General features: G+C 68.1%; 24 protein-coding genes. 15 read left to right on the top strand and 9 right to left on the bottom strand.

Translation table 11 applies throughout. The annotated features are described in order from the left end of the window. Nucleotides 1–174: 174 nt before the first annotated feature. The 3 genes from LF63_RS02470 (at nucleotide 175) to LF63_RS02480 (ending at nucleotide 3,491) form a co-directional block, all read left to right on the top strand. The gene (locus LF63_RS02470) at nucleotides 175–1,926 is read left to right on the top strand and encodes a PKD domain-containing protein (RefSeq protein WP_081945052.1); all 1,752 of its coding nucleotides are present in this window, start codon (nucleotides 175–177) and stop codon (nucleotides 1,924–1,926) included. A gap of 118 nt (nucleotides 1,927–2,044) precedes the next feature. Continuing rightward, nucleotides 2,045–2,605, top strand: coding sequence for a GNAT family N-acetyltransferase (locus tag LF63_RS02475; protein WP_043099395.1), 561 nt, complete (start codon nucleotides 2,045–2,047; stop codon nucleotides 2,603–2,605). A 118-nt stretch (nucleotides 2,606–2,723) separates the two neighbouring features. Next, nucleotides 2,724–3,491 (top strand): glucose 1-dehydrogenase, encoded by a 768-nt coding sequence (locus LF63_RS02480; RefSeq protein WP_043102972.1) that lies wholly within the window; start codon nucleotides 2,724–2,726, stop codon nucleotides 3,489–3,491. A 56-nt stretch (nucleotides 3,492–3,547) separates the two neighbouring features. Here the strand turns inward: LF63_RS02480 and LF63_RS02485 are convergent, their stop codons facing one another. Next, complete coding sequence (locus tag LF63_RS02485) at nucleotides 3,548–4,891, bottom strand: DEAD/DEAH box helicase (protein WP_043099396.1); 1,344 nt, start codon at nucleotides 4,889–4,891, stop codon at nucleotides 3,548–3,550. Between the two features lie 355 nt (nucleotides 4,892–5,246). Between LF63_RS02485 and LF63_RS02490 the strand changes: the two genes are divergently transcribed. The 10 genes from LF63_RS02490 to LF63_RS02535 all read left to right on the top strand — a co-directional run bounded on the left by LF63_RS02490 (nucleotide 5,247) and on the right by LF63_RS02535 (nucleotide 16,557). Then, nucleotides 5,247–6,293, top strand: coding sequence for an NADP-dependent oxidoreductase (locus tag LF63_RS02490; protein WP_043099397.1), 1,047 nt, complete (start codon nucleotides 5,247–5,249; stop codon nucleotides 6,291–6,293). A gap of 45 nt (nucleotides 6,294–6,338) precedes the next feature. Next, nucleotides 6,339–7,013, top strand: coding sequence for a type 1 glutamine amidotransferase domain-containing protein (locus LF63_RS02495; protein ID WP_043099399.1), 675 nt, complete (start codon nucleotides 6,339–6,341; stop codon nucleotides 7,011–7,013). An 89-nt stretch (nucleotides 7,014–7,102) separates the two neighbouring features. Then, on the top strand, nucleotides 7,103–8,956 hold the full coding sequence (locus LF63_RS02500) for a DEAD/DEAH box helicase (protein ID WP_043099401.1): 1,854 nt from the start codon (nucleotides 7,103–7,105) through the stop codon (nucleotides 8,954–8,956). A 95-nt stretch (nucleotides 8,957–9,051) separates the two neighbouring features. Beyond that, nucleotides 9,052–10,053 (top strand): lytic murein transglycosylase B, encoded by a 1,002-nt coding sequence (mltB, locus tag LF63_RS02505; RefSeq protein WP_235205344.1) that lies wholly within the window; start codon nucleotides 9,052–9,054, stop codon nucleotides 10,051–10,053. Nucleotides 10,054–10,076: 23 nt separating this feature from the next. Beyond that, on the top strand, nucleotides 10,077–10,964 hold the full coding sequence (locus tag LF63_RS02510; protein WP_052394595.1) for a septal ring lytic transglycosylase RlpA family protein: 888 nt from the start codon (nucleotides 10,077–10,079) through the stop codon (nucleotides 10,962–10,964). A gap of 125 nt (nucleotides 10,965–11,089) precedes the next feature. Continuing rightward, nucleotides 11,090–12,334, top strand: coding sequence for a D-alanyl-D-alanine carboxypeptidase family protein (locus tag LF63_RS02515; protein ID WP_043099407.1), 1,245 nt, complete (start codon nucleotides 11,090–11,092; stop codon nucleotides 12,332–12,334). Next, nucleotides 12,334–12,624, top strand: a complete 291-nt coding sequence (locus tag LF63_RS02520; protein WP_043099409.1) for a DUF493 family protein — start codon at nucleotides 12,334–12,336, stop codon at nucleotides 12,622–12,624. The genes LF63_RS02515 and LF63_RS02520 overlap by 1 nt, the downstream gene beginning before the upstream one ends. 49 nt (nucleotides 12,625–12,673) lie before the next feature. Next, nucleotides 12,674–13,387 carry a lipoyl(octanoyl) transferase LipB gene (lipB, locus tag LF63_RS02525; protein ID WP_043099411.1) on the top strand — a complete coding sequence of 238 codons (714 nt, stop codon included), beginning with the start codon at nucleotides 12,674–12,676 and terminating at the stop codon, nucleotides 13,385–13,387. Nucleotides 13,388–13,395: 8 nt separating this feature from the next. Then, complete coding sequence (gene lipA, locus LF63_RS02530) at nucleotides 13,396–14,385, top strand: lipoyl synthase (protein WP_043099413.1); 990 nt, start codon at nucleotides 13,396–13,398, stop codon at nucleotides 14,383–14,385. Beyond that, nucleotides 14,386–16,557, top strand: coding sequence for a carboxy terminal-processing peptidase (locus LF63_RS02535; protein WP_043099415.1), 2,172 nt, complete (start codon nucleotides 14,386–14,388; stop codon nucleotides 16,555–16,557). A gap of 74 nt (nucleotides 16,558–16,631) precedes the next feature. Here the strand turns inward: LF63_RS02535 and LF63_RS02540 are convergent, their stop codons facing one another. Beyond that, nucleotides 16,632–17,105: a DUF1203 domain-containing protein gene (locus tag LF63_RS02540; protein WP_043102975.1), complete on the bottom strand. Its 474-nt coding sequence runs from the start codon at nucleotides 17,103–17,105 to the stop codon at nucleotides 16,632–16,634. A 170-nt stretch (nucleotides 17,106–17,275) separates the two neighbouring features. Here LF63_RS02540 and LF63_RS16095 point away from each other — a divergent pair, with 170 nt between their 5' ends. Both LF63_RS16095 and LF63_RS02550 read left to right on the top strand, forming a co-directional pair. Next, entirely contained in the window at nucleotides 17,276–18,541 is a 1,266-nt protein-coding gene (locus LF63_RS16095) for a GGDEF domain-containing protein (protein ID WP_161782313.1), read from the top strand. Between the two features lie 41 nt (nucleotides 18,542–18,582). Then, on the top strand, nucleotides 18,583–19,812 hold the full coding sequence (locus LF63_RS02550) for an MFS transporter (RefSeq protein ID WP_043099419.1): 1,230 nt from the start codon (nucleotides 18,583–18,585) through the stop codon (nucleotides 19,810–19,812). A 4-nt stretch (nucleotides 19,813–19,816) separates the two neighbouring features. Here LF63_RS02550 and LF63_RS02555 read toward each other — a convergent pair whose 3' ends face one another. The 7 genes from LF63_RS02555 to LF63_RS02585 form a co-directional block, all read right to left on the bottom strand. After that, complete coding sequence (locus tag LF63_RS02555) at nucleotides 19,817–21,034, bottom strand: MFS transporter (RefSeq protein ID WP_043099421.1); 1,218 nt, start codon at nucleotides 21,032–21,034, stop codon at nucleotides 19,817–19,819. Between the two features lie 95 nt (nucleotides 21,035–21,129). After that, entirely contained in the window at nucleotides 21,130–21,630 is a 501-nt protein-coding gene (locus tag LF63_RS02560; RefSeq protein WP_161782314.1) for a DUF2726 domain-containing protein, read from the bottom strand. Nucleotides 21,631–21,718: 88 nt separating this feature from the next. Then, entirely contained in the window at nucleotides 21,719–21,973 is a 255-nt protein-coding gene (locus LF63_RS02565; RefSeq protein WP_043099422.1) for a DUF2164 domain-containing protein, read from the bottom strand. 53 nt (nucleotides 21,974–22,026) lie between these two features. After that, nucleotides 22,027–22,470, bottom strand: coding sequence for an SRPBCC family protein (locus tag LF63_RS02570; protein ID WP_043102982.1), 444 nt, complete (start codon nucleotides 22,468–22,470; stop codon nucleotides 22,027–22,029). A 47-nt stretch (nucleotides 22,471–22,517) separates the two neighbouring features. Continuing rightward, nucleotides 22,518–23,384, bottom strand: coding sequence for a lysozyme inhibitor LprI family protein (locus tag LF63_RS02575; protein ID WP_043099424.1), 867 nt, complete (start codon nucleotides 23,382–23,384; stop codon nucleotides 22,518–22,520). A 111-nt stretch (nucleotides 23,385–23,495) separates the two neighbouring features. Continuing rightward, nucleotides 23,496–23,678 carry a hypothetical protein gene (locus tag LF63_RS02580; protein ID WP_043099426.1) on the bottom strand — a complete coding sequence of 61 codons (183 nt, stop codon included), beginning with the start codon at nucleotides 23,676–23,678 and terminating at the stop codon, nucleotides 23,496–23,498. A 132-nt stretch (nucleotides 23,679–23,810) separates the two neighbouring features. Then, nucleotides 23,811–25,232, bottom strand: coding sequence for a leucyl aminopeptidase family protein (locus tag LF63_RS02585; RefSeq protein ID WP_052394599.1), 1,422 nt, complete (start codon nucleotides 25,230–25,232; stop codon nucleotides 23,811–23,813). Between the last annotated feature and the right edge of the window lie 93 nt (nucleotides 25,233–25,325).

A 25,325-nucleotide genomic window follows, 5' to 3' on the forward strand; every position in this document is an offset into this window, starting at 1 on the left:
AAGTTTGTAGACAACGTTGTCATAACGTTGCTATCACATCGAACAATGACCGCATCAGAACGGTCGCCCGCAGGGATGCGGACGGCGACTGTCCCCACCGACCACCCGGACGTGGCCGGTCGATCGCCAGGCAGCAAGGCCAACTCAAGCGATTCCTGAATGGAGGAGACAGAGATGATGCACACACAGCAATGGAAGAGATGGGCGCACCTGACCCTGGGTGCCCTGGGCAGCGTGGTCGGCGGCAGCATCGCCACGCTGATGCTTGCCGTCGTGCCCGTGCGCGTGGCGCATGCGCAGACGGCCACCGCCTGCGCCGCACCGTGGAGCGCTTCGACCGCGTACAACGGCGGCGACGTCGCCAGCGAGAACGGCGTCAACTACCTGGCCAACTGGTGGACGCAGGGCGACGACCCGGCGACCAACAACGGTCCCGGCGGTTCCGGCCAGCCGTGGACGTCGCAGGGCGCCTGCGGCTCGTCGGGTTCCGGCGGTGGCGGCACCGGCAGTGGCGGCTGCGCCGCGCCGTGGAGCGCCTCGACCGCGTACAACGGCGGCGACGTCGCCAGTGAGAACGGCGTCAACTACAAGGCCAACTGGTGGACGCAGGGCGACGACCCGGCCACCCACAGCGGCCCGAGCGGTTCCGGCCAGCCGTGGACCTCGCAGGGCAGTTGCAGCGGCAGCAGCGGTGGCGGCAACAATCCGCCGACGGCAAACTTCTCCGATGCCATCAACGGCCTGAGCGTGAGCTTCACCGACGCCTCCAGCGACAGCGACGGCTCCATCGCCTCGCGCGCCTGGAACTTCGGCGACGGCGCGACCTCGACCGCGACCAACCCGAGCCACACCTACGCCGCGGGCGGCACCTACACCGTCACCCTGACCGTGACCGACAACGGCGGTGCGACCGGCAGCAAGAGCGCGTCCGTGACCGTGTCCAGCGGTGGCGGCGGTGGCGGCGGCGGTACGCCGGCGGGCTTCGTTTTCAGCCCGTACAAGGACATCACCGTCAATCTGAACTGGAACACCAACGTGATGTCGACCAAGGTCACCGGCTCGCTGATCCCGGTGGTCGGCAGCGGCAGCCTGATCTCGAACTACGAGCCGAACCTCGGCGCGATCACCCTGGCCTTCGCCACCGGCACCTGCGGCAGCGAGAACTGGGGCGGCGTGCCTGGTGCGGATTTCGCCAGCGCCAACGTCTCGGCGCTCGACAGTGCGGGCGTGGACTACATCGTCTCCACCGGCGGCGCCGCGGGCACGTTCAGCTGCTCGGATCCGTCCTCGATGGTGCAGTTCATCCAGCGCTACTACTCGCCGCACATGGTCGGCGTCGACTTCGACATCGAAGGCGGCCAGACCGCGTCGCAGCTCAACGCGCTGGTGCAGCAGGTGGCTTACGCCGAGTCGCAGTATCCGAACCTGCGCTTCTCGTTCACGCTGGCCACGCTGGCCGCGTCCGACGGCAGCTACGGCGGCCTGAACTCGCTGGGCAACAGCGTGATGCAGGCGATCCAGAGCAACGGCCTGCAGAACTACACCATCAACCTGATGGTGATGGACTTCGGCTCGGCCAGCCCGGGCGTGTGCGTGGTCGTCAACGGTTCCTGCGACATGGGCCAGTCGGCGATCCAGGCCGCGGTGAATCTGGAGCACACCTACGGCGTGCCCGCCAGCAAGATCGAGCTGACGCCGATGATCGGCATGAACGACGTGTCCAGCGAGATCTTCACGGTCAACGACGTCGACACGGTGAGCAACTACGCCGTCAGCAACGGTCTGGCCGGCGTGCACTTCTGGTCGCTGGACCGCGACACGCCGTGCGCCAGCAACAGCGGCTACGCGTCGCCGACCTGCAACTCGGTCTCCGGCACCTCGGCGCTGGAGTACACCAATCGCTTCCTGCAGGACTTCGGTCTGTAAGGCAAGCCAGGGAAGGTATGAACGGACCGGGCCTCGTGCCCGGTCCGTTTCGTTGTGGGCCTGCCGATGCGGCGCGGAGCGGGTATGCTTCCGCTCCGTTTCAAGGATGGCGACCGCGATGATTCCGCTGCCGGACCTGCGCACCGAGCGCACCCACATACGCTTGCCGCGCGAGGACGACGCCGAGCGTCTGCTCGCCTATCGCCGCGACAACCGCGCGCACCTCGCGCCGTGGGAACCGGAGCGCGACGACGGCTACTACACGCTCGAAGTCTGCGAGCGCGCCATCGTCGAGCACATTGAGGCGGCGCATGCCGATCGCGCGTATCCGCTGCTGGTGTTGTCGCCGGACGACAGCGTCATCCTCGCCACCTTCACCTTCGCCAATGTGGTGCGCGGCATCTTTCAGGCCTGCCATCTGGGCTACGGTATCGCTGCGGATCGGCAGGGCGAGGGACTGATGCACGAAGCGCTGCAGGCCGGCCTGGTCTGGGCTTTCGATGACCTGCGCATGCACCGCGTGATGGCCAACTACCTGCCCGACAACGAGCGCAGCGAACGGCTGCTGCAGCGGCTCGGATTCGAGCGCGAGGGCTACGCGCGCAGCTACCTGAAGATCGCCGGCGCCTGGCGCGACCACGTGTTGACCGCACTGCTGCATCCCGACGCGCGCGGCTGATGCGCGCGGCTTGGCGGGTGCGTCGACCGGCGTCGCCATGCGATGCTGGAAGGCGTTGCGCCGCCGCGGCCGATGCCTGCGTGCGGCGTGTCCGCAACGAATCCGCAGAGGGATGCTCATGAGTTCGATGGAAGCGTTCGACCTGCACGGCAAGGTCGCTCTGGTCACCGGCGCATCGCGCGGTATCGGCGAGGCGACGGCGCGGCAGTTGGCGCGCTGGGGTGCGCATGTCGTGGTCAGCAGCCGCAAGCTGGATGCCTGCGAGAAGGTGGCCGAGGCGATCCGCGGCGAAGGCGGCGCGGCCGAGGCGCTGGCCATGCACATGGGCGACACCGATGCCATCGAGGCCGGCTTCGCCGCGCTCGACGCACGCGATGTGGCGCCGGACATCCTGGTCAACAACGCCGCTGCCAATCCGTACTACGGGCCGCTGGCGGCGCAGGATCTGGACAGTTTCCAGAAGACGCTCGACGTCAACGTGCGCGGCTATTTCTACACCACGGCGCAGGCCGTGCGGCGCATGCAGGCGAAGGGCGGCGGCGCGGTGGTCAATGTCGCCTCGATCAACGCGCGGCGGCCGGCGCCGGGGCAGGGCGCCTACTCGATGAGCAAGGCGGCCATCGTGTCGATGACCGAAAGCTTCGCGCGCGAGCTCGGTCCGCAGGGCATCCGCGTGAACGCGGTGCTGCCCGGTCTGACCGACACCCGCTTCGCCTCGGCGCTGCTGGACGACGACAAGCTGATGCGCTTCCTGCGCGCGCAGATTCCGCTGGGGCGCGCGGCGCAGCCCGAGGAGATTGCCGCCGCGGTCGCGTTCCTGTGCACGCCGGCGGCGAGCTACGTCAACGGCGCGAGCTGGGTGCTGGACGGCGGCTTTCTGGCCTGAATCTCAAGCCTTGCGGAGCGACGCACGCATCGCTCCGCAACGACGGTTCGGGTGTCTCAGGACGACGGTGAACGGCGCGAGCGCGAACCGCCGCGCTGGCGGCGCTTGGACTGCGCATGCGCCTGGCCGTTGCCGCCGGACTTGCGTTCCTGCGTGTGCGGACGACGCTGGCGCGAGGCATTGCCGCCGCCGCCCGAGCGCTGACGCTGGCCGCCCTGCTTGGGCTTCGGCGCACCGGCGTCCATGCGCAGCGGATGGGATGGCTCGTAGCCGTCCATCGGCGCGATGTCGATCTCGTCCTTCAGCAGCATCTTGATGTCGCGCAGCAGTCCCGATTCCTCGTGGCTGACCAGCGATACGGCCAGTCCGCTGGCGCCGGCGCGACCGGTGCGACCGATGCGGTGCACGTAGTCCTCGGCGACCATCGGCAGGTCGTGGTTGATGACCATCGGCAGCTGTTCGATGTCCAGACCGCGCGCGGCGATGTCGGTGGCCACCAGCACGTGGATCTTGCCGCTCTTGAAGTCGGCCAGGGCGCGGGTGCGCTGGTTCTGGCTCTTGTTGCCGTGGATCGCGGCGCTGCGCAGACCGGAGTCGTTGAGGTATTTGCACAGCTTGTCTGAGCCATGCTTGGTGCGCGCGAAGACCAGGGTCTGGCGGCGGCTGTCCTCGGCCAGGATGTGCAGCAGCAGGTCGCGTTTGCGCTCGGCGTCGACCGGATGCACGCGATGGCTGACGGTGGCGACGACGGTGTTGGCGCGCGCCACTTCGATTTCCTGCGGGTTCTGCATGAACTGCGCCGCCAGCGCCTTGATCGCCGGCGCGAAGGTGGCCGAGAACAGCAGTGTCTGACGCTTGGCCGGCATCGCCGAGATCACGCGCTTGAGCGCGGGCAGGAAGCCCATATCGAGCATGCGGTCGGCTTCGTCTAGCACCAGGATCTCGATGCCGGACAGGTCGATGTGGCGCTGTTGCATGTGGTCGATCAGGCGGCCGGGCGTGGCGATCACGATATCCACGCCGCGGCGCAGATTCTGAATCTGGTTGCCCATGCCGACGCCGCCGAAGATGGTGGTGCTGTAGACGGTCAGGAACTTGCTGTAGTCGCGCACGGAATCGTGCACCTGCGCCGCCAGTTCGCGCGTCGGCGTGAGGATCAGCGCGCGCGGCTTGCGCGGGCGACCCTGCACGGGGCGCTGACCGTTCGGGAACAGGCGCTCCAGCATCGGCAGCGAGAAGCCGGCGGTCTTGCCGGTGCCGGTCTGGGCGCTGGCGAGCAGGTCGCGGCCTTCCAGAACGACGGGGATGGCGGCGGCCTGGATCGGCGTGGGCTCGTTGTAGCCCTGATCGGCAAGCGCGCGCAGCAACGCGGGCGAAAGCCCGAGAGATTCAAAATGCATGAAAGCTCCACCTGTGAAGACAGGTTTGGTGACTCGGAGCGTTCCCGGTGAACCGCGCTGCGAGTAGGGAATGTGGCGGATGCTCGCCTTTGTGGCGGACTGCCCGGTCGTGCGGATGGGGCCGAGTGGCGTGGGCCGGACTGTGCAGAAGACCTGACAGTCGCGGAAATCCGTAGGGAAGTCGGAGGTCCGACCCGCAAGACGTCGCGAAGCATATAGCAAAACCTCGCGGCGGGCCATGTTTTTCTTTTTCGATCAGAAGTTTCGGACCGCTTCCTGAACGGGGGCGCTTGAATTCGCGTGCGTGCGCCAGCATCCATGAAGGCCTCGCCCTGAACGTTCAAGGATGCGCCCGATGGCCCAGACTTCCGACCGCAACCGCCGCTTCGTGTTGGCTTCGCGTCCCAAGGGCGCGCCCACGCCGGACAACTTCCGCCTCGAGACCGGGTCCGCCCCCGAACCGGGTGAGGGTCAGGTGCTGTTGCGTACCGTGTTCCTTTCGCTGGACCCGTACATGCGCGGACGCATGAGCGATGCGCCGTCGTACGCCGCGCCGGTCGAGGTGGATGGCCTGATGGTCGGCGGCACGGTCTGCCGGGTCGCGAAGTCGAGGCATCCCGACTATGCCGAAGGCGACTGGGTGCTGGCCTACAGTGGCTGGCAGGACTACGCACTCTCCGACGGCAAGGGCCTGTTCAAGCTCGACCCGAAACGCGCGCCGCCGTCCTGGGCGCTGGGCATCCTCGGTATGCCCGGTTTCACCGCCTACATGGGCCTGACCGACATCGGCCAGCCCAAGGCCGGCGAGACCGTCGTCGTGGCCGCCGCGTCCGGCGCGGTCGGCTCGGTGGTGGGGCAGGTCGCCAAGCAGCTCGGCTGCCGCGTGGTCGGCATCGCCGGCGGCAAGGAGAAGTGCGACTACGTCACTGGCACGCTGGGCTTCGACGCCTGCATCGACCACCGCCAGCCGGACCTGGCCGAGCAGCTGAAGGCGGCCTGCCCGGACGGCATCGACGTGTATTTCGAGAACGTCGGCGGCAAGGTCTTCGACGCCGTGCTGCCGCTGCTCAACAGCAAGGCGCGCGTTCCACTGTGCGGGCTGATCGCCAGCTACAACGCCACCGAACTACCGCCCGGCCCGGATCGCCTGCCGCTGCTCACCGGCACGCTGCTGAAGAAGCGCATCCGCATGCAGGGCTTCATCATCTTCGACGACTACGGCGACCGCTACGGCGAATTCCTCGCCGCGATGCAGCCGTGGCTGGCGGCCGGCAAGCTGCATTACCGCGAGGATCTGGTCGATGGCCTGGAAGCCGCGCCCGAAGCCTTCATCGGCATGCTTCACGGCGCCAATTTCGGCAAGCTCGCGGTGCGCGTCGGCCCGGACGATCTGCCGGCCTGAATCCGGCCCTCTACCTTTTCCACGCTTTCCCCAAGGAGTTTCCCCATGAAGATTCTGATGGTCCTGACGTCCCACGACCGCCTCGGCGACACCGGCGAGAAGACCGGCTTCTGGCTCGAGGAGTTCGCCACGCCGTACTACGTGTTCAAGGACGCCGGCGCGGAGGTCACGCTGGCCTCGCCGGCCGGCGGCCAGCCGCCGCTCGATCCGCGCAGCGACGACGAGGATTCGCAGACCGACTCCACCCGCCGCTTCAAGGACGACGCCGACGCGCAGCAGGCGCTGGCGAACACGCGCAAGCTGAGCGATCTCGACGCCAGCGCCTACGACGCGGTGTTCTATCCCGGCGGCCACGGCCCGCTGTGGGACCTGGCTGAGGATCGCACGTCGATCGACCTGATCGAGACCTTCTGGCGCGCCGGCAAGCCGGTCGGTGCGGTATGCCATGCGCCCGGCGTGCTGCGTCACGTGCACGACGGCGACAAGCCGCTGGTCGACGGCCGCGACGTCACCGGTTTCAGCAACAGTGAGGAAGCGGCGGTTGGCCTCACCGACGTCGTGCCGTTCCTGGTCGAGGACGAGCTGGCGCGCCTGGGCGGCAAGTACGCCAAGGGCGACGACTGGTCCAGTTTCGTGCAGGTCGACGGTCGTCTGGTCACCGGGCAGAATCCGGCGTCCTCGGCGGCGACGGCGCAGGCGCTGCTCCAGCAGCTCGCCTGACGCGCGGGCGGATGTCGGGACGTGTCCGGGACTGCTAGAATGCGGCATCGCGCGCGGCGAATCGTCGCGCGTTACCCCTCGAGGTTCCCATGACATCCCCCGTTTCCGATTCCGCTCCCGCCGCCAAGGACGGGCCGAGCTTCGCCGCGCTTGCGCTGGCGCCCGCGGTGCAGCAGGTGCTGGCCGACGTCGGCTACGAGTCGCCGTCGCCGATCCAGGCGGCGACGATTCCGCCGCTGCTGGACGGCCGCGACGTACTCGGCCAGGCGCAGACCGGCACCGGCAAGACCGCCGCCTTCGCGCTGCCGATTCTTTCGCGCCTCGATGCGGCGGCCGGCAAGCCGCAGGCGCTGGTGCTGGCGCCGACGCGCGAGCTGGCGATCCAGGTCGCCGAGGCCTTCCAGCGCTACGCCGCGCACATCCCCGGTTTCCGCGTGCTGCCGATCTACGGCGGGCAGGGCTACGGCCCGCAGCTGCAGGGCCTGCGCCGCGGCGTGCATGTCGTGGTCGGCACGCCGGGGCGCGTGGTCGATCATCTGAAGAAGAAGACGCTGGATCTTTCCGCGCTGCGCTTCCTGGTGCTCGACGAAGCCGACGAGATGCTGAAGATGGGCTTCGCCGAGGACGTCGAGGCCGTGCTCACGGCGACGCCGAAGAACCGTCAGGTGGCGCTGTTCTCGGCCACCATGCCGGCGCCGATCAAGCGCATCGCGCAGACGCATCTGAGCGATCCGGTCGAGGTGGCGATCGCCGCCAAGACCACCACCGCCACCAACATCCGCCAGCGCTACTGGTGGGTCAGCGGCGTGCACAAGCTCGACGCGCTCACGCGCATTCTCGAGGCCGAGCCGTTCGACGCGATGATCGTGTTCGCGCGCACCAAGCAGGCCACCGAGGAACTGGCGACCAAGCTGCAGGCGCGCGGTTTCGCCGCCGCTGCCATCAACGGCGACATCGCCCAGCCGCAGCGCGAGCGCGTGATCGGACAGCTCAAGGACGGTCAGCTCGACATCCTGGTCGCCACCGACGTCGCCGCGCGCGGCCTGGACGTCGAGCGCATCAGCCACGTGCTGAACTACGACATTCCGTACGACACCGAGTCCTACGTGCACCGCATCGGCCGCACCGGCCGCGCCGGTCGCAGCGGCGAGGCGATCCTGTTCGTCACCCCGCGCGAGAAGGGCATGCTGCGCGCCATCGAACGCGCCACGCGTCAGCCGATCGAGCAGATGCATCTGCCCGGCGTCGAGGTGGTCAACGACCGCCGCATCACGCGCTTCATGGAGCGCATCGACACCGCGCTGGAAAGCGACGACCTGCAGCCGTTCCGCGACCTGGTCGCGCGCTACGAGAGCGAGCGCGGCATGCAGCCTTCGGAAGTCGCCGCCGCGCTGGCGCGCATCGCGCACGGCGACAAGCCGTTGCTGCTGAAGGAAAGCCTGATCGAGCGCGCGCCGCGCAAGGGCACGCCGGACGACCGCGGCCCGCCGGGCAAGCGCGCGTTCGACAAGTCCGGTAAGCCGGACAAGTTCGCCAAGCGTCACGAACGCGCGCACGTCACCGAGGCCGGCAAGGAAACCTACCGCCTGGAAGTCGGCCACACGCACGGCATCAAGCCCGGCAACATCATCGGCGCCATCGCCAACGAGGCGGGTTTGGACAGCCAGTTCATCGGCCGCCTGACGATCCAGGGCGATCACAGCCTGATCGATCTTCCGCCGGACATGCCCAAGGAAATCCTCGCGCATCTGAAGAAGGTGCGCGTGGCCGGCCGCATGCTGCAGATCAGCGCGCACGCGGCGCAGGAGGGTGCGTCCGGTCCGCGTGCGCCGGGCAAGCGCCCGCACGCGTCCTCGGCCAAGCCGAAGAAGAAGGGCAAGCCGGCAGGCAAGCCGCACGGCAAGGCCGCGGCGCCGCGCAAGGTCCGCAAGCCCAAGGTCTGATCCCCTGGCGGAGGTGCACGCGCGGCTAGAAAAACGCGTGCAAACTGCTACGCTGTCAACACTTTTTCATGCGCGCCCGTGTTCGTCCCATGCCCATGCTTCGTTGTCTGGTTGCCGTTGTTGCCATCTGCGCCGCGCTGGCGCCCTGGACCGCGGTCCAGGCCGAGACCCATCCTGGCGAGGCCGCGCTGGTGCGCGAAGTCGCCGCCGATACCGGCAAGGATCCGGCCAAGCTGACGGCGTTGCTGGACAGTGCGCAGAAGCAGCAGAGCATCCTCGACGCGATCAGTCGCCCGGCGGAATCCAAGGAGTGGAAGGACTACCGACCGATCTTCGTCACGCCCGAGCGCATCCAGGACGGCATCGCCTTCTATCGCGAGCACCGCGCGCTGATCGACGCCACCGCGAAGAAGTACGACGTGGCGCCGCAGTACCTGGTGGCGATCCTCGGCGTCGAGACGCGCTACGGTCGCATCACCGGCAAGTACAAGGTGCTCGATGCGCTGGTCACGCTGGCGTTCTACTACCCGCCGCGCGCGAAGTTCTTCCGCAAGGAGCTGAAGACGCTGCTGGAACTGCCCGACAGCAAGCTGGCCGGCCCGCTGGACACGCTGACCGGCTCCTACGCCGGCGCGCAGGGCTGGGGCCAGTTCATGCCGTCGTCGATCAAGGCTTACGCCGTCGATGCCGATCATGACGGCCACATCGACCTGCACGGCTCGCTGCCGGACATCCTCGCCAGCGTCGCCAACTATTTCCATCAGCACGGCTGGAAGGCCGGTGGCGAGGTGGCCGCGCAGGCGCAGCCGCAGACCGACGCGACCGCGGTCGACTACCAGGCCAAGCCGCCCAGGCGCACGCTCGAACAGTACGAGGCGCTGGGCTACGCGCCGGTGCAGCGGTTCGATCCCGACACCGCGGCGAACCTGCTGACCCTGCAGAGCGAGCACGGCCCGCAGCACTGGTTCACGTTCGACAACTTCTACGTCATCACCCGCTACAACCGCAGTCCGCTGTACGCGATGGCGGTGCGGCAGATCGCCGATGCCATCGCCGACGGCGTCAAGGACCCGGTGGCCGCCGAGGCCGCGCCGTGAGGCGCGGACTTCTTCTTACACCCATGCTGATGCTGTTGCTGGCCGGTTGCGCGGGACACCGCGTGCGGCCCGACGCACCGCCTGCCGTCAAGGGCGGCACGCCGCCGGTGGCCGACGCCCTGCCGGGCGCGCCGGGGCCGGTCGACGACACCAGCCTGCCGCAGTCCAGCCGCTATCAGGACGCCGACGATGGCGGTCCGGTCAAGCCGCCGTCCTACATCGCCACGCTGACCGAACCCACGCCGGTGCCGGAGGCGCGTTCGCGCTACGGCAACAAGTCGCCCTACGTGGTGCGCGGCAAGACCTATCGCGTACTCAGGAGCGCCAAGGGCTACGACGAGCGCGGCATCGCCAGCTGGTACGGCAACAAGTTCCACGGCTACATGACGTCGAACTTCGAGAAGTACGACATGTACAAGTTCAGCGCCGCCAGCAAGGTGCTGCCGCTGCCGACCTGGGCGCGCGTGACCAACCTGGAGAACGGCAAGAGCGTGATCGTGCGCGTCAACGACCGCGGTCCGTTCGTGGACAATCGCATCATCGACCTCAGCTACGCCGCCGCCGTGCGCATCGGCATCTGGCCCAAGGGCACGGGGCTGGTCGAGGTGCAGGCGATCGATCCCGCACATCCGCAGGAACTGCCGAAGCCGGGTGTGGTCGAAAGCGCCGGTTCGCACCCCGGCATCTGGCTGCAGGTCGGCGCGTTCGGCGACCCCGACAACGCCGAACGCGTGGCGCGCCGCCTGCGTGCGGCCGGCCTCGGGCCGGTCCAGGTCACCCGCCTGAACGTGCAGGGACGCGACGTGCGTCGGGTGCGGCTGGGACCGCTGAAAAGCGTGTCCGCCGCCGACCGCATGACCCGCCGCGTGACCGCCTTGGGTCTGCCGACACCGCAAGTGGCGGTAGACTAGGCGGTCATGGCGGGCTGCACGCCACGATCTGGCCGCTTTTGTGCCAGCTCGCGGTCACCGTTCCACCGTACTTATGCATTGCATGCGCCCCGTGCGCTTGGCCCATCACCGATCGGATCGCACCCATGACGTTCTTCCGTTTCCGCACCACCGTACTGGCCACCCTCGCGATGGTCGCCGCCTGCCTGGTCGGCGGCGCGTTCGCCCAGCAGGCGCCGCCCGCGCCGACGGTGCCTCGACCCGTGGTGCCGGAAGCGCCGGTGCCGCCGCCGCCGGACATCGACGCCAAGTCCTGGGTGCTGATGGACTACGCCACCGGCCGCATCATCGCCAGCAAGGACCCGAACGAGCGCGTCATTCCGGCCTCGATCACCAAGATCATGACCGACTACGTGGTCTCGGCCGAGATCGCCGCCGGCAAGGTTCACATGAACGACAAGGTGTTCATCTCCAAGCACGCCTGGCAGGCCGGCGGCGCGGGCACCGACGGCTCGACCAGCTTCCTCAAGGTCAATTCCGAAGTGCCGCTGAAGGATCTGCTGTACGGCATGATCATCCAGTCCGGCAACGACGCCGCCATCGCCCTGGCCGAGCACGTGGCCGGCAGCGAGGATGCCTTCGCCGCGCTGATGAACGCCTACGCCAAGCAGCTCGGCATGACCGGCACGCACTACTCCAACGCCTCGGGCTATCCGGTGCCCGATCACTACACCACGGCGCGCGACGTGGCCGTGCTGTCGCGTGCGCTGATCCACAACTTCCCCGCCGACTACGCGATCTCGGCGGTCAAGGAATTCCAGTGGAACGGCATCACCCAGCACAACCGCAACACGCTGCTGTGGCGCGACCCGTCGGTCGACGGCATCAAGACCGGCCACACCTCGGCGGCCGGCTATTGTCTGGCGGCCTCGGCCAAGCGTGGCGACCAGCGCCTGATCGCCATCGTCATGGGCGCGACCAGCGAGCAGGGCCGCGCCGACGACGCGCAGGCCCTGCTGAACTACGGCTTCCGCTTCTTCGAGACGCACCAGGTCTACACGCCGGGCAAGGCGCTGGCGACGCCGCGGCTGTGGAAGGGCGAGGCCGACACACTGCCGATCGGCGTGGCCGAGCCGGTGCTGGTCACCGTCAAGCGCGGCGAGTACGACAAGCTCAAGGCCACCATGGACATCCCCGACCCGCTGATCGCGCCGTTCAAGAAGGACCAGCAGATCGGCACCCTGCGCATCACCCTGGACGGCGACACCGTGCTGACGCAGCCGCTGGTGGCGCTGCAGGACGCGCCGGAAGGCGGCTTCTTCTCGCGTCTGTGGGATACCATCCTGCTGTGGTTCCATCACAGCAGCAGCGACAAGAAAGACGCCAAGTGATGCGCGACGTCGACGACATCCAGCCGGACCAGCCCGAACAGGGCTTCCAGTTCCCCGGCACCTTCACCATCACCGCCATGGGCAACGCCGAGGCGGTGCTGGAGAGCAAGGTGCCGGAGATTCTGCGCAAGCTCGGTCGCCGCGTGCACATCGACCGCATGAAGACGCGGCCGTCGAGCAAGGGCAACTACATGGCCGTGACCGTCGACTTCGATTGCGATCGCCGCGAGGAGTACGATGAGGCCCATGCCGCGCTGCGCGCGGATCCGGACATCCGGTACACCCTCTGAGCCGGTCGGCGGCCTTGAACCGGAAGGCCGCGGACACCAGGAATAGCGCATGACTGCAATCGCTTCCACCCGCACCGCGCCCGCCGAAGACGGGCGCGAGCTGCGCGTCCGGCGTCTCGGACGCCAGCCCTACGAAGCCACCTGGAAGGCCATGAGCGCGTTCACCGACGCGCGCGACGCCGATACGCCCGACGAACTGTGGGTGCTGGAGCACGACCCGGTGTTCACGCTCGGGCAAGCCGGCAAATGGGAGCATGTGCTCATGCCCGGCGATATCCCCGTCGTCCCCGTCGACCGCGGCGGTCAGGTGACCTACCACGGTCCCGGCCAGATCGTGGCCTACCCGCTGATCGACCTGCGTCGGCTCGGCGTCGGCGTGCGCGAACTGGTCAACCGCATCGAGCAGGCCATCATCGACACGCTGGCGCACTGGAACATCGTCGCCGAGCGCGTCGAAGGCGCGCCCGGCGTGTACGTGGCCGGCGCCAAGGTCGCCGCGCTGGGCCTGCGCGTGCGTCGCGGCTGCACGTTCCACGGCCTGGCTTTCAACGTGAACATGGACCTGGAACCGTTCCACCGCATCAATCCCTGTGGCTACAAGGGCTTGCAGGTGACGCAGGTGCTAGACTTGGGCGGTCCCTCCGGTCTGGAAGCGGTCGAAGACGTGCTGATCGACGAGATCTGCCGTCAATTCGGCTTCCGATCCCACATTTCCGAACCGCATATCCCTGAACTCCCGGGTCAGGGCGCGGTCTGCGCATAGTACGAGCCATGAGCGAACTTCAGCCCTCCAACAAGAGCATTCCCCTGCAGGTGGTCGACAAGCAGGTCGCTGGCGACAAGATCGCCCGCAACCGCGCCGGCTTCGACACCGATGGCCCGGTGCTGCGCAAGCCCTCCTGGATTCGCGTGCGCCTGCCGCAGGGCAATGCGGTGCAGCAGCTCAAGGCCAAGCTGCGCGAACACGCCCTGGTCACGGTGTGCGAGGAAGCTTCGTGCCCGAACATCCACGAGTGCTTCTCCAAGGGCACCGCGACGTTCATGATCCTGGGCGAGGTGTGCACCCGGCGCTGCTCGTTCTGCGACGTGGCCCACGGCCGTCCGGCGCCACCCGATCCGCTGGAGCCGGCGCGCCTGGCCGAGACCATCGCCAGCATGCAGCTGCGCTACGTGGTCATCACCTCGGTCGACCGCGACGACCTGCGCGACGGCGGCGCGGCGCATTTTGCCTCGTGCATCCGCGCGGTGCGTCACGCCAGCCCGAACATCCAGATCGAAATCCTGACCCCGGACTTCCGCGGCAAGGGCCGCATGGAGCGCGCGCTGGAAGCGCTCGCCGAGCACACCCCGGACGTGTTCAACCACAATCTGGAAACCGTGCCGGAGCTGTACCGCGAGGTGCGTCCCGGCGCCGACTACCAGTGGTCGCTGGACCTGCTGAAGAAGTTCAAGGCCGCACATCCCGAAGTGCCGACCAAGTCCGGCATCATGCTGGGGCTGGGTGAGACCATGGAACAGGTGCTGGGCACGCTGCGCGACCTGCGTGCGCACGACGTGGACATGGTCACCATCGGCCAGTATCTGCAGCCGACGGCCCATCATCATCCCGTGGTCCGCTACTGGACTCCGGACGAGTTTGAAGCCCTGCGCGTGGCCGGCATGGAGATGGGCTTCACCCATGTCGCATCCGGTCCGCTGGTGCGTTCTTCCTATCACGCCGACGAGCAGGCTCATGCCGCCGGTTTTGTCGAGGTCGCCTGAATGATCAAGCGTTTTCTTCTCGCCACGCTGCTGCTCGCCCTCACCGGTGTGGCGGCGCATGCCGACGTTCCCGCCAAGACCGACTCACTGACGCTCAAGCCGACCACGGCCGAGACGCAGGCCGCGGCGCTGTCGGCGCGCTTCCTGACGCGCTTCCAGTACGACGCCAAGCCGCTCGACGATGCGATGTCGGAGAAGATCTTCGACGCGTATCTCAAGGATCTCGACGGCGACAAGCTGTACTTCACCCAGGCCGACATCCAGCGTTTCTCCAGCCTGCGCGACGGCATGGACGACGCGATCTGGAACCAGGACCTGTCCGGACCGTTCGCGATGTTCAACCTGTACGTGCAGCGCGCCACGCAGCGTCTGGACTACGCGCGCAGCCTGCTGAAGAAGGGCTTCGACTTCAGCAAGAAGGAAAGCTACGACTTCGATCGCGACAAGGCCAGCTGGGCGCCCAACGAGCAGGCCCTGAACGATCTGTGGCGCAAGCGCGTCAAGAACGACTGGCTGCGCCTGAAGCTGGCCGGCAAGGACGACGCCGACATCCGCAAGACGCTGGACAAGCGCTACAAGAACTACATCGACCGTCTCGATCAGCTCGATTCGCAGGACGCGTTCCAGATCTTCATGAACGCGTACGCCGAGACCACCGATCCGCACACCGACTACTTCGGTCCGCGCGCGGCGCAGAACTTCGACATCGCCATGAAGCTCTCGCTGGAAGGCATCGGCGCGGTGCTGCAGGCCAGCGACGAATACACCATGGTGCGCGAAGTGGTGCCGGGCGGCCCGGCGGCCAAGTCCGACCAGGTGCACGTCGGCGACCGCATCGTCGGCGTCGGCCAGGGCAAGGACGGTCCGATCCAGGACGTCATCGGCTGGCGTCTGGATGACGTGGTCTCCAAGATCCGCGGCAAGAAGAACACCACCGTGCGTCTGGAGATCATCCCCAGCAAGACCGGGCTGGACGGCAAGCACGAGATCGTGACCCTGGTGCGCAACAAGGTCACCATCCAGGAGCAGGCCGCCAAGAAGAAGATCATCCAGGTCAAGGACGACGGCGTGACGCGTCGCATCGGCGTGATCGAGCTGCCGTCGTTCTACGAGGACTTCGGCGCGCGCCGCGACGGCGACCCGAACTACAAGAGCGCCTCGCGCGACGTCGCCAAGCTGCTCAAGGAACTGAAGAAGGACAAGGTGGACGGCATCGTCGTCGACCTGCGCAACAACGGCGGCGGTTCGCTGTCCGAAGCCACCGCCATGACCGGCCTGTTCATCAACAAGGGTCCGGTGGTGCAGGTGCGTTCCAGCAACGGCAGCGTCGAGGAACAGACCGACGACCAGCCGGGCATGGTGTGGAGCGGTCCGCTGGCGGTGCTGGTCAATCGCGGCACGGCTTCGGCTTCGGAGATTTTCGCCGCGGCGATTCAGGATTACGGCCGCGGTCTGGTCATCGGCGAGCCGACCTTCGGCAAGGGCACGGTGCAGAACCTGGTCGATCTGGACCGCTTCGGCGACGGCGAGAAGAAGCCGAAGTACGGCGAGCTGAAGATGACCATCGCCAAGTTCTTCCGCATCGACGGCGGCTCGACCCAGCTGCGTGGCGTGACGCCGGACATCGCCTATCCGAAGAACGGCGACGAGAAGCTGTTCGGCGAGTCGACCTACGACAACGCCCTGCCGTGGACCGACATTCAGCCAGCCAAGTACAAGCCGGTGGCCAATCTGAAAATGCTGGTGCCGATGCTCGAACACAAGCACGAGCAGCGCATCGCCAAGCTGCCGGCGTGGAAGCTGATGCTCGACGAGCTGGCCGAGTACCGCAAGAACCGCGACAAGACCACCGTGTCGCTGAACTACGACACGCGCATGGCCGAGCGCAAGCATGTCGAGGCGGTGCAGAAGGCCTTCCGCGAGCGCCACAAGGCCATCAACGGCGATTCCAGCGACACCGAGGAAGTGACGCTGGACGACGGTCTGACGCCGGGCGAGCGCAGCATCAAGGATCAGATCAAGCAGGAGAAGGAGGCCGACAAGGCCACCGACGTGATGCTCGACGAGACCGCGCACATCGTCGCCGACGAGATCGGATTGATCCAGTCCGATACCAAGCTCGCGGCCGAAGTGCTGCCGTATCACGGCAAGTCGGCTTCCGCGACCGACTGACGTCGGCGTCTGCGCAGACAACGAAAAGGGAAGGTCCGCGGACCTTCCCTTTTTTTCTTGCGCGGATTCGAGGATCAGGCGATACGATCGGCGCGGCACGAGAAGCAGCCGCGCTTGGCGTTGTGCAGGTGGATGTAGGCAGCGTGCGGATCGACGAACGCGTGCCGCAGCGCGTCGCCGACGCTGGGGCCGTCGACGACGTCCGCCGCGATCATCTGGTGTGCGTCGTCGTACACGCGCAGCGAAATCGTGCGACGCGTGACGTAGGGCGGAACCTCGCCCGGTGCGAGTACGCGGCGCGGCGCGTCCTGGCGCACGAAAATCGGTCCGGAGGATCGGTAGGGCGAAGCCTCGGGCAAGTGCTCGAAGGGCAGCAGAAGCAACACGTCGCCCTCGAAGGCGTCTTCGAGGCTGACACGGCAGGGGTAGCCCGGATGGCTGTCCGCGCGCATACGCAGGATGTGCTGCTGCGCCAGCGCATCGTCGGACAGCGCGAACAGGGGCGCGAAGGGTGCGGGATCGAGGCCGCTGAGGCGGAATGAGGTCATGGCGAACATCTCCGTGGTTTAGGTGCGGCACAGCATGACCGCGTCGTGGATCGCGTACGCGCCGTTTCCGGCCACGGCATGCGCGGCTGCGTATCCGGTCGGCAGGGGCAGCGCGAGCGGGTATCATGGTTGTGCATGCAGTGAGGCAGCGCAGGGACTCGACGGAAACGATGAGACTGGAACGTCACTTGCGGAGGTGGTCGGTCGGGCAGCGGGTGGCGGTGATCGTCGCGCTGCTGTTGTTGCCGCTGGCGATCCTGAGCGCGGTCAGCATGACGGTGCTCAACGAGCAGGGAGAGGCCTTCCGGGCCTCGGTCGAGGAATCCGTGCACACCCTGCTGCCGCTGACCACGCTGGAGCATTACCTGCAGCGCGCGTTGGTGGATGAGTTGCTGGCGGAGTCCCATCAGGCCGCGCCGGATTTCGCCGGACTGACGGACAGCATCGACAAGAGCTTCTCGAGCCTGCGCGTGGGCACGTACTCTCAGGATCTGCCGCAGGACGTGATGAACGATGCCCATCTCGCCTGGATGCACGCGAAGCCGGGGGTGCAGCGCTTGGTCGAGCAGGTGCGCTCTGTGCACGCCGTCGTGCCGCAGGACGGTACTGACTACACGCGCCAGGAACTGGAGCGCGCCATTCAGGATGTCTCCACGGCGCGTCAGCATTTGTCGGCGGTGATCGAGGCGCGCTACGAACGGGCTGCCGCGCAGCGGCACCGGCAACTGGTGGGTCTGGTGTGGGGCTGGGTGCTGACGCTGACGGTGGCGATCGTGCTGGCCGGCGCGTTCCTGTATTCGCTGGTGCGGCCGATGCGGCAGTTGGCGCAGGCCGCGCGAGAGATCGGCAACGGACGTACCGGCGTGCGCGTGCCGGTCGAGGGGCAGGACGAACTGACTGCGTTGGCGGCCTGCTTCAACGACATGGCGGCGAGTTGGGAAACCACGCGGCAGACGTTGGTCACCGAAGCGACCGAGGATCCGCTGACCGGCACGCTGAATCGGCGCGCGACGCTGGCGCTGCTGACGGCGGAACTGGAGGCCGGCTTGCGTGCGCACCAGCCGTTCAGTTTGCTGGTGCTCGATCTGGATCGCTTCAAGTCGATCAACGACCGCTTCGGCCACGCCGCCGGCGACCGCGCGCTGTGCTGGGTCGTCGACAAGGTGCGCGGCTTGCTGCGCGAAGGCGATCACCTCGGGCGTTATGGTGGCGACGAATTCATCGTCCTGCTGCCGCGCACCGGCAAGGCGCAGGCGGAACGCATTGCGCAACGCATCGTGCAGGCGGTCGGCGAAGCGGCCGTGCGCGAGCCGGCCTATCCCGGCGTCAGCGTCGGCGTCGCTACCGCGCCGGATGCCGGCCGCGATGCGACGGCGCTGGTCGAAGCCGCGGATGCGGCGTTGTACAAGCACAAGCAGCGCCATCGCGCGCCGTAGGGTCACGCATGTCGTCTGTACCTTCGCGGCCGCCGCCTGTCGTGGCCGCACGAACCGCATTCGCCATCGCCGCGGTGTTCTTCCTGTTCGAGTTCGTGGTGCGCATCGAGCCGAGTCTGGCCACGGATGCGATCGAGCGTTTCTACGGTCTGTCCGATGCGTCGTTCGGCACCCTGGCCAGTCTGTTCTTCTGGGTCTACGCGCCAATGCAGATCGTGGTCGGACTGCTGCTGGACCGCTACGGCGCGCGGCGTTTCGTGCTGATCGGCAGCCTGCTGTGCGCGGGTGGCGTGCTGATCTTCGCGCTGACCGGCCAAGCGTGGATCGGCGGTGCGGGGCGCGTGCTGATGGGCTTCGGCGCGTCGTTCGCCTTCGTTTCGGCACTGTGGCTGGTCAATCACTGGTTCGCGCCGGAACGGTTCGCGCTGCTGTCGGGAAGCGTCAATGCGATCGGCATGCTGGGCACGGCGGTTGGCGGCGTGGCGCTGTCCGGTCTGATCGACCGGGTCGGCTGGCGTGCCGTATTCGTGGCGACGGCCGCGGTCGGCTTTGGCATCTTCATGCTCGCCGCGCTGTTCCTGCGCGAACCGCGTTCGCCCGCGTCCGCGCCGAGGACGGGCCGCGCGACCACCCACGTGCGCGACAGTCTGCGCGCGGTGCTGGGCGATGCGCGCACCTGGGGCATCGCCGTGGTCGGTCTGCTGTACTACATGCCGGTCAATGTCTACGGCGGGCTGTGGGGCGTGACCGAACTGGTCCGTGATCGCGGCCTCACGCCGGTGCGCGCCGAAACCGTGGTGTCGGCGATCTTCTGGGGCATGGCCGGCGGCAGCGTCGCCGGCGGTTGGCTGTCCGACCGCCTCGGCCACCGCAAGTACCTGGTGTTCGCCGGCGCGGTGCTGACGGGCGCGGCCTATGCGTGCGCGTTGTATCTGCCGCGGCTGGTCGACTGGCAGCTCGCCGCGCTGCTGTTTGCGGCCGGTTTCTTCGGCGGCCTGCAGATGCTCACCTTCGTGATGGCGAAGGAGGGGCAGGACAACCGGCGCGTCGGCACCGTGGTCGCCTTCGTCAACATGATCGGCATCGGCGGCGCGCTGGTGTTCCAGCCGCTGGTCGGTTATCTGGCGAGCCTGGCCGGCGGCGATCTGCGCCTGGCGCTGCTGACGGTGCCGGCTTGCGTTGTCTTGGCGGCGGCGGTCGTGCTGTGCGTGCCCGAATACCGGCATCCGCAGCATCGGCCGGGCGCGCCGCGTCCGGCGCGGGACCGCTGAGAGCTCAGCGCGGTCTGCGCTCGGTCAGGAAATACAGCAGCGAAAGTCCGGCGAGACCCGCGCCCGCGCCCAGCGTCAGCGGCCAGCCGCCCTGTGCATAGGCCCAGCCGCCCAGCGCCGAACCGATCGCGCCGCCGGCGAAGAAGGTCGCCATGAACAGGCCGTTGAGACGGCCGCGTTCGGCCGCGCCGAGGCTGTAGATGGCGCGCTGGCCGAGCACCAGGTTGGCGGTGACGCTGAAATCGAGCAGCACGCCGGACGCGGCCAGCGCGACCAGGCGCAGCGAACCGGCGACATGGCCGAGATAGGACAGCGCCAGCGCCAGCAGCACGCCGACGATGGCCAGTGCCGTCGCGCCGTGACTCCATCCGCGGTCGGCGACGCGCCCGGCAATCGGCGCCGATACCGCACCGGCGACGCCGATCAGGGCGAACAGCGCGATGCCGTTCTGCGACAGGCCGAACACGTCGGCCAGCTGCAGCGGCACCGCGGTCCAGAACAGGCTGAAGGCGCCGAACAGGCCGGCGTGATACAGCGCGCGGCGGCGCAGAATCGGCGTGTCGCGCATCAGTCCCGGCAGCGACGCCAGCAATGCGCCGTAGCTCAGGGTCTGTTCGTGCGCGTGTCGCGGCGGCATGCGCAGGCGCAGCACCAGCGCCAACAGCACCATCAACGCGGTCGCCAGGAAGAACACCGCGCGCCAGCCGAAGGCGTCGGTGAGAAAGCTCGCCAGCGGCCGCGCGAACATGATGCCCAGCATGATGCCGCTGACCACGTTGCCGACGACCTGGCCGCGGCGCTGCTCGGGCGCCAGATGCGCTGCGTACGGCACCAGCACCTGCGCGCCGACGGCGCAGATGCCGATGGTCATCGCCGCGGCAAGGTAGGTGTCCGGCCCTTGCGCGAAGGCCGCGGCCAGCGAGGCCAGCGCGCACAGCAGCACCAGGCTGACCACCAGACGCCGATTCTCCAGCCGGTCGCCGAGCGGCACGATCAGCAGCAGCCCGAGGCCGTAGCCGGCCTGGGTCAGCGTCACGATCAGGCCGGCGGCTTCGGCGGACAGGCCGAGCGCGCGGTGGATCGGGCCGACCAGCGGCTGCGCGTAGTATAGGTTCGCGACCAGCAGTCCGCAGGCCGTGGCGAGCAGGAAGGTCAGACCGGCGGAAACGCCGTGGCGTTCCGCGTCGTGCGCCGGCGCGGCGGAAGTTTCGGGCAGGGACATGGATGAATCCGGAAGCGTGATGCGGGCGAGCAGCGTCGCCGTCCGCGACTATGATCGCGCATGGCGGCGTCCGAACGCGAATCCCGGTCGTCCGTCTAGCCGCGACGGGCGGCCGGGGCGGTTGCGTGCAGCGTCGCTTGCGGAGCGATGCAGTCGAGGAAGCCTTCACGCAGGGCGTGCATGGCATAGCCCGATCTGGCGGGCACCTGAAGCAGCGGCAGCCCGATGACGCGACATACGTCGGCGACGAATGCATCGCGGCGGCGCGCGCGTGCGCCGCGATGCGACGCGTCATCGAGCTCCACGGCGCAGACCACGGACAGGTCGTCCGCGCGGCACACCACGAAATCGACATGCTTGAACGCAATGCGGTTCAACGCGGCTCGTCGCGCCGATGCGCCAAGCCCGCTGCGCACGGTGGCGATATCGGCGATGCGCACCTTGCCGAACACGCGATACTCAGGACCCACGGCGGTATCCAGCACGCCGAGAAAGGAGCGTTCGGCGGCGGAAAAAAGCTGCTTGCGGGCGCGATAGGGCAGACCGACCGACCCGCCACCTGCCGCCTGCTTGAGAACTACCAGCGCGCCCAGCACGAGCAATGCGAACGCAACGACGAGGAAAAGGTGTGTGGACATGGGGCGGGCCCTCCTTTGGCCGAATGGTTGGCAGCTTCTGTGCGCGTTATGTCCGGTATTCGGTCGGCCGCTCCAGCTGGCCGATGGCGTCCTGTACGTCGTCGATGCGCGCCGACAGGGCGGCCTGCGCATCGTAGAGGCCGCGGTTGTAGAAGTATGCGCCGAGGTCCTCGGCGAAGAAGTCGAGCAGGAATTCGGCGTCGAACTGGCCGATCTCCTGGTCCAGCTGTTCGGCGAAGTACTGCTTGATGCGGCCGACCATGCGGTCCTTTTCTTCGCGCGTGAAAGCGATGGCGCTCATGGCGTGTCGTGGCGGTGACGGCGTGTGCACGAGTGTAGCGGACGTCCGCGGCGTCAGTCCGGAATCTCCGGTTCGACCAGGTGCGCCAGCAGCGTCAGCGATTCCTGCCAGCCCAGGTAGCAGGCCTCGACCGGAATCGCCTCGGGCACGCCTTCCTGCAGGATCTGCAACTCGGTGCCGAAAGGGGTTCCGCGCAGCGTGATGTCGGTGCTCATCTCGCCGGGGAGATCGGCGTCCTCGAAGGCATCGGTGTAGCGGATGCGTTCGTTCGGCGCCAGTTCGACGTAGGTGCCGCCGAATGCGTGTTCCTTGCCGCTGCCGAAGTTGCAAAAGCGCATGCGGTAGGTGCCGCCGACGCGCGCGTCGAGGTGATCCACGCGGCAGGTGAAGCCGTGCGGCGGTAGCCACTTGGAGATGGCTTCGGGTTCGAGAAAGGCACGGTAGACGCGCTCCGGCGGAGCGCGCAGGATGCGATGAAGCTGGACGGTGCCGGTCATGACGAGTGCCTCGAACGCTTGGGTGTGATGGTGGAATGGGCGTCGGGTCAGCGCGATGCGCGGATGCACTGCATCGGCGCGGCAGCGTGGCCCCAGACCAGCGTGAGCCGGTTGCCGCGCAGCGCGATGCGCTCGTTGCGTCCCTGATAGAGGGTGGGCGACGCGGCATACATCAGCGAGCTGCGGTCGCCGCGTTCGGCGATCAGCGTACGCGGCCGGGTGGCGAAGAAGGTCAGCACGACTTCGTCCGCACGGCGGCCGTTGCAGGTGAAGAACTGCGGACCCTGCGACGCGACCAGCCGGTAGCGCGCCTGCAGTTCGGCGATGCGTTGCTGGTAGGCGCTGCGCACGCAGGCCGGACGGTCCTCGCTTTTCCAGCAATCGTCGCGGCCCTTGATCCAGCCGCGCTGTTCGGCGCGCAGCTGCGGGCGCATGCGCGCATCGGCCTTGTCCGCGGCAGCGGCATAGACGCGCGCCAGTTCGCGGTCCATCGCGGCGAGGGCGGGATCGCCGCAGATCAGCGCCTCGGTGCTGCCCGCGGCGGCCTTGTCACAGGCGAACGAGGGCCGGTCCGTCGGTGCGGGCGCGGCAGGCATGGGCTGGGCGTGCGCGATGCGGGCGCGCACCCGCGCGTCGATGAAACGGCACCAGGCCGGGCTGTCGCGCTCGGGCAGCTGCGCCTGGCCGCGCAGGCCGAGACGGAATTCGACGCTGGACTTCCATTCCGACGACCCGACATCGGGGCCGTGCCCGTCGGCGTCGGCGGTGCGTACGTGACGGTCGACCCAGCGATACCACGCGGCCGTGCAGACGGCGGGTGACTGGGCGGTCGGCGACGCCGGAGCCGGGCGCGCCCGGAGCGGCGCGACGAACGTGGCCGATGCGACCAGCAGGAACAGCAGGGACCGGATCATGGCGTTGCCCGGAGCGGTCAGGGGAGCTCGACGGTAGTGCCGAGCGCAGGCCTGCGCAAGTCCGTCATCCGACCATGTCCGGCCCGCATGTGTCTGCCTGCGAACAACGTCTCAGCGGCTGCGCCACGCCCACACGCTCATGCCGCCGGCGACGGCCACGGCGATCCACGAGAACCACACCGGGATGTGCACCTGGCCGATCTGCACGCTCCAGCCCTGGATGGCCCGAACGGCCTGCAGCAGCGCGACCAGTGCGAAGAGCGTGCCTGAAAACAGTGCGTACCCATTCTTCATTGCGGACCTCCTCAGCGCGGATGCCGGGCGGCAGATACCCCATGCCCGTGGCTACGAAGTATGCGCCCGTCCGCGCGACGCGCGCGAGCGCGCAGGTCGCGATGCGGCCGATGCCGGAACGAAGGTCGCCGCTCAGTCGGTCTTGCGCTTGCGGCGGCGCGTGCCGGCGCCGGAGCGGCGCAGGCCGTAACGCTTCTGCAGGAAGGCGAAGAAGGCGCGCAGGCTCTGCGCCTCGCCGCCGCGCGGGCGGCCCGGCCGGGGGCTGTCGTTCCAGGCGTACACGTCGACATGCATCCACGGCGTGGCCTCGGGCACGAAGCGTTCCAGGTACAACGCGGCGGTGATGGCGCCGGCGTGGCGCGAGCTGCCGGCGTTGGCGAAATCGGCCAGGTACGAACCGAGCATGGCGTGATAAGGCCGCCACAGTGGCAGACGCCACATCGGGTCGTGCACGGCCTCGGCCGCTTCCAGAACACCCGAGGCCAGCGATTCGCGGTTGGCGAACAGCGCGGGCAGGTCGGGGCCCAGCGCCACGCGCGCGGCGCCGGTCAGGGTGGCGAAGTCGACGATCAGGTCCGGCTCCTGCTCGCCGGCGTAGGCCAGCGCGTCGCACAGGATCAGACGGCCCTCGGCGTCGGTGTTGTCGATCTCGACGGTGTGACCGGCGCGCGTGCGCACCACGTCGCCCGGACGCAGGGCGTTGCCGGACACCGCGTTCTCCACGGTCGGGATCAGCAGCGTCAGCCGCACCGGCAGCTTGGCGTGCATCACCAGACTGGCCAGGGCGATGGCGTGCGCGGAGCCGCCCATGTCCTTCTTCATCCAGCGCATGCCGGACGATGGCTTCAGGTCCAGACCGCCGGTGTCGAAGCACACGCCCTTGCCGACCAGCACCAGCTTCGGATCGGTGGCCTTGCCCCAGGTCATCTCGACCAGGCGCGGCGGCCGGTGGCTGGCCCGGCCGACGGCGTGGATGGTGGGGAAGTTGTCCTTCAGCAGGGCATCGCCGACCCACTCCTTGACGCGTGCGCGGTGTGCGCGGGCGAGATCCTTGATGGTCTGCGCGATGTCCGCCGGACCCATGTCCTCGGTCGGCGTGTTGACCAGATCGCGCACCATGCCGACGGCCTCGATCTGCGGCTTGAGCGCGCTCAACTCGGCACGCGAGACCACCAGTTGCGCTGGCACCGGCGCCTGCTTGCGGTAGCGGTCGAAGCGATACGCGCCCAGCGCCCAGCCCAGCGCCGCCAGCTGCGGATCGAGCGCGACACTTTCCTCGGCCAGCCGATAGCGGCCGGCGGGCAGTTGCTGTGGCAGGCCGGCCAGCGCGGTCAGCGGCTGTTGCGCGTCGACGCCGACCAGCACGCGCGCCAGCCCCTGCTTGTCGTCGGGAATCAGGGCGACGTTGCCGCGCGCCGGCTCAAAGCCGGAGGCGTCCAGCCAGCGCCGCGCCGCCGCGCCGAGTCGACGGCGGCAGGCGGCGATGTGTTTGCGGTCGACGGCCTCGATGGGCGTCACCGCGCCCTTCCCCCGGTATTCGATCAATCCGCTCATGCGCCGACTCCTTTGCGTGTTGCCGTATGCGAAGCGACAAGCATACCGGGTGCCCGCATGCGCATGCACCGGCGGCGCGGGCAAAAAAAGACG

The sequence above is a fragment of the Oleiagrimonas soli genome (genome assembly GCF_000761445.1).
Lineage (GTDB): Bacteria > Pseudomonadota > Gammaproteobacteria > Xanthomonadales > Rhodanobacteraceae > Oleiagrimonas > Oleiagrimonas soli.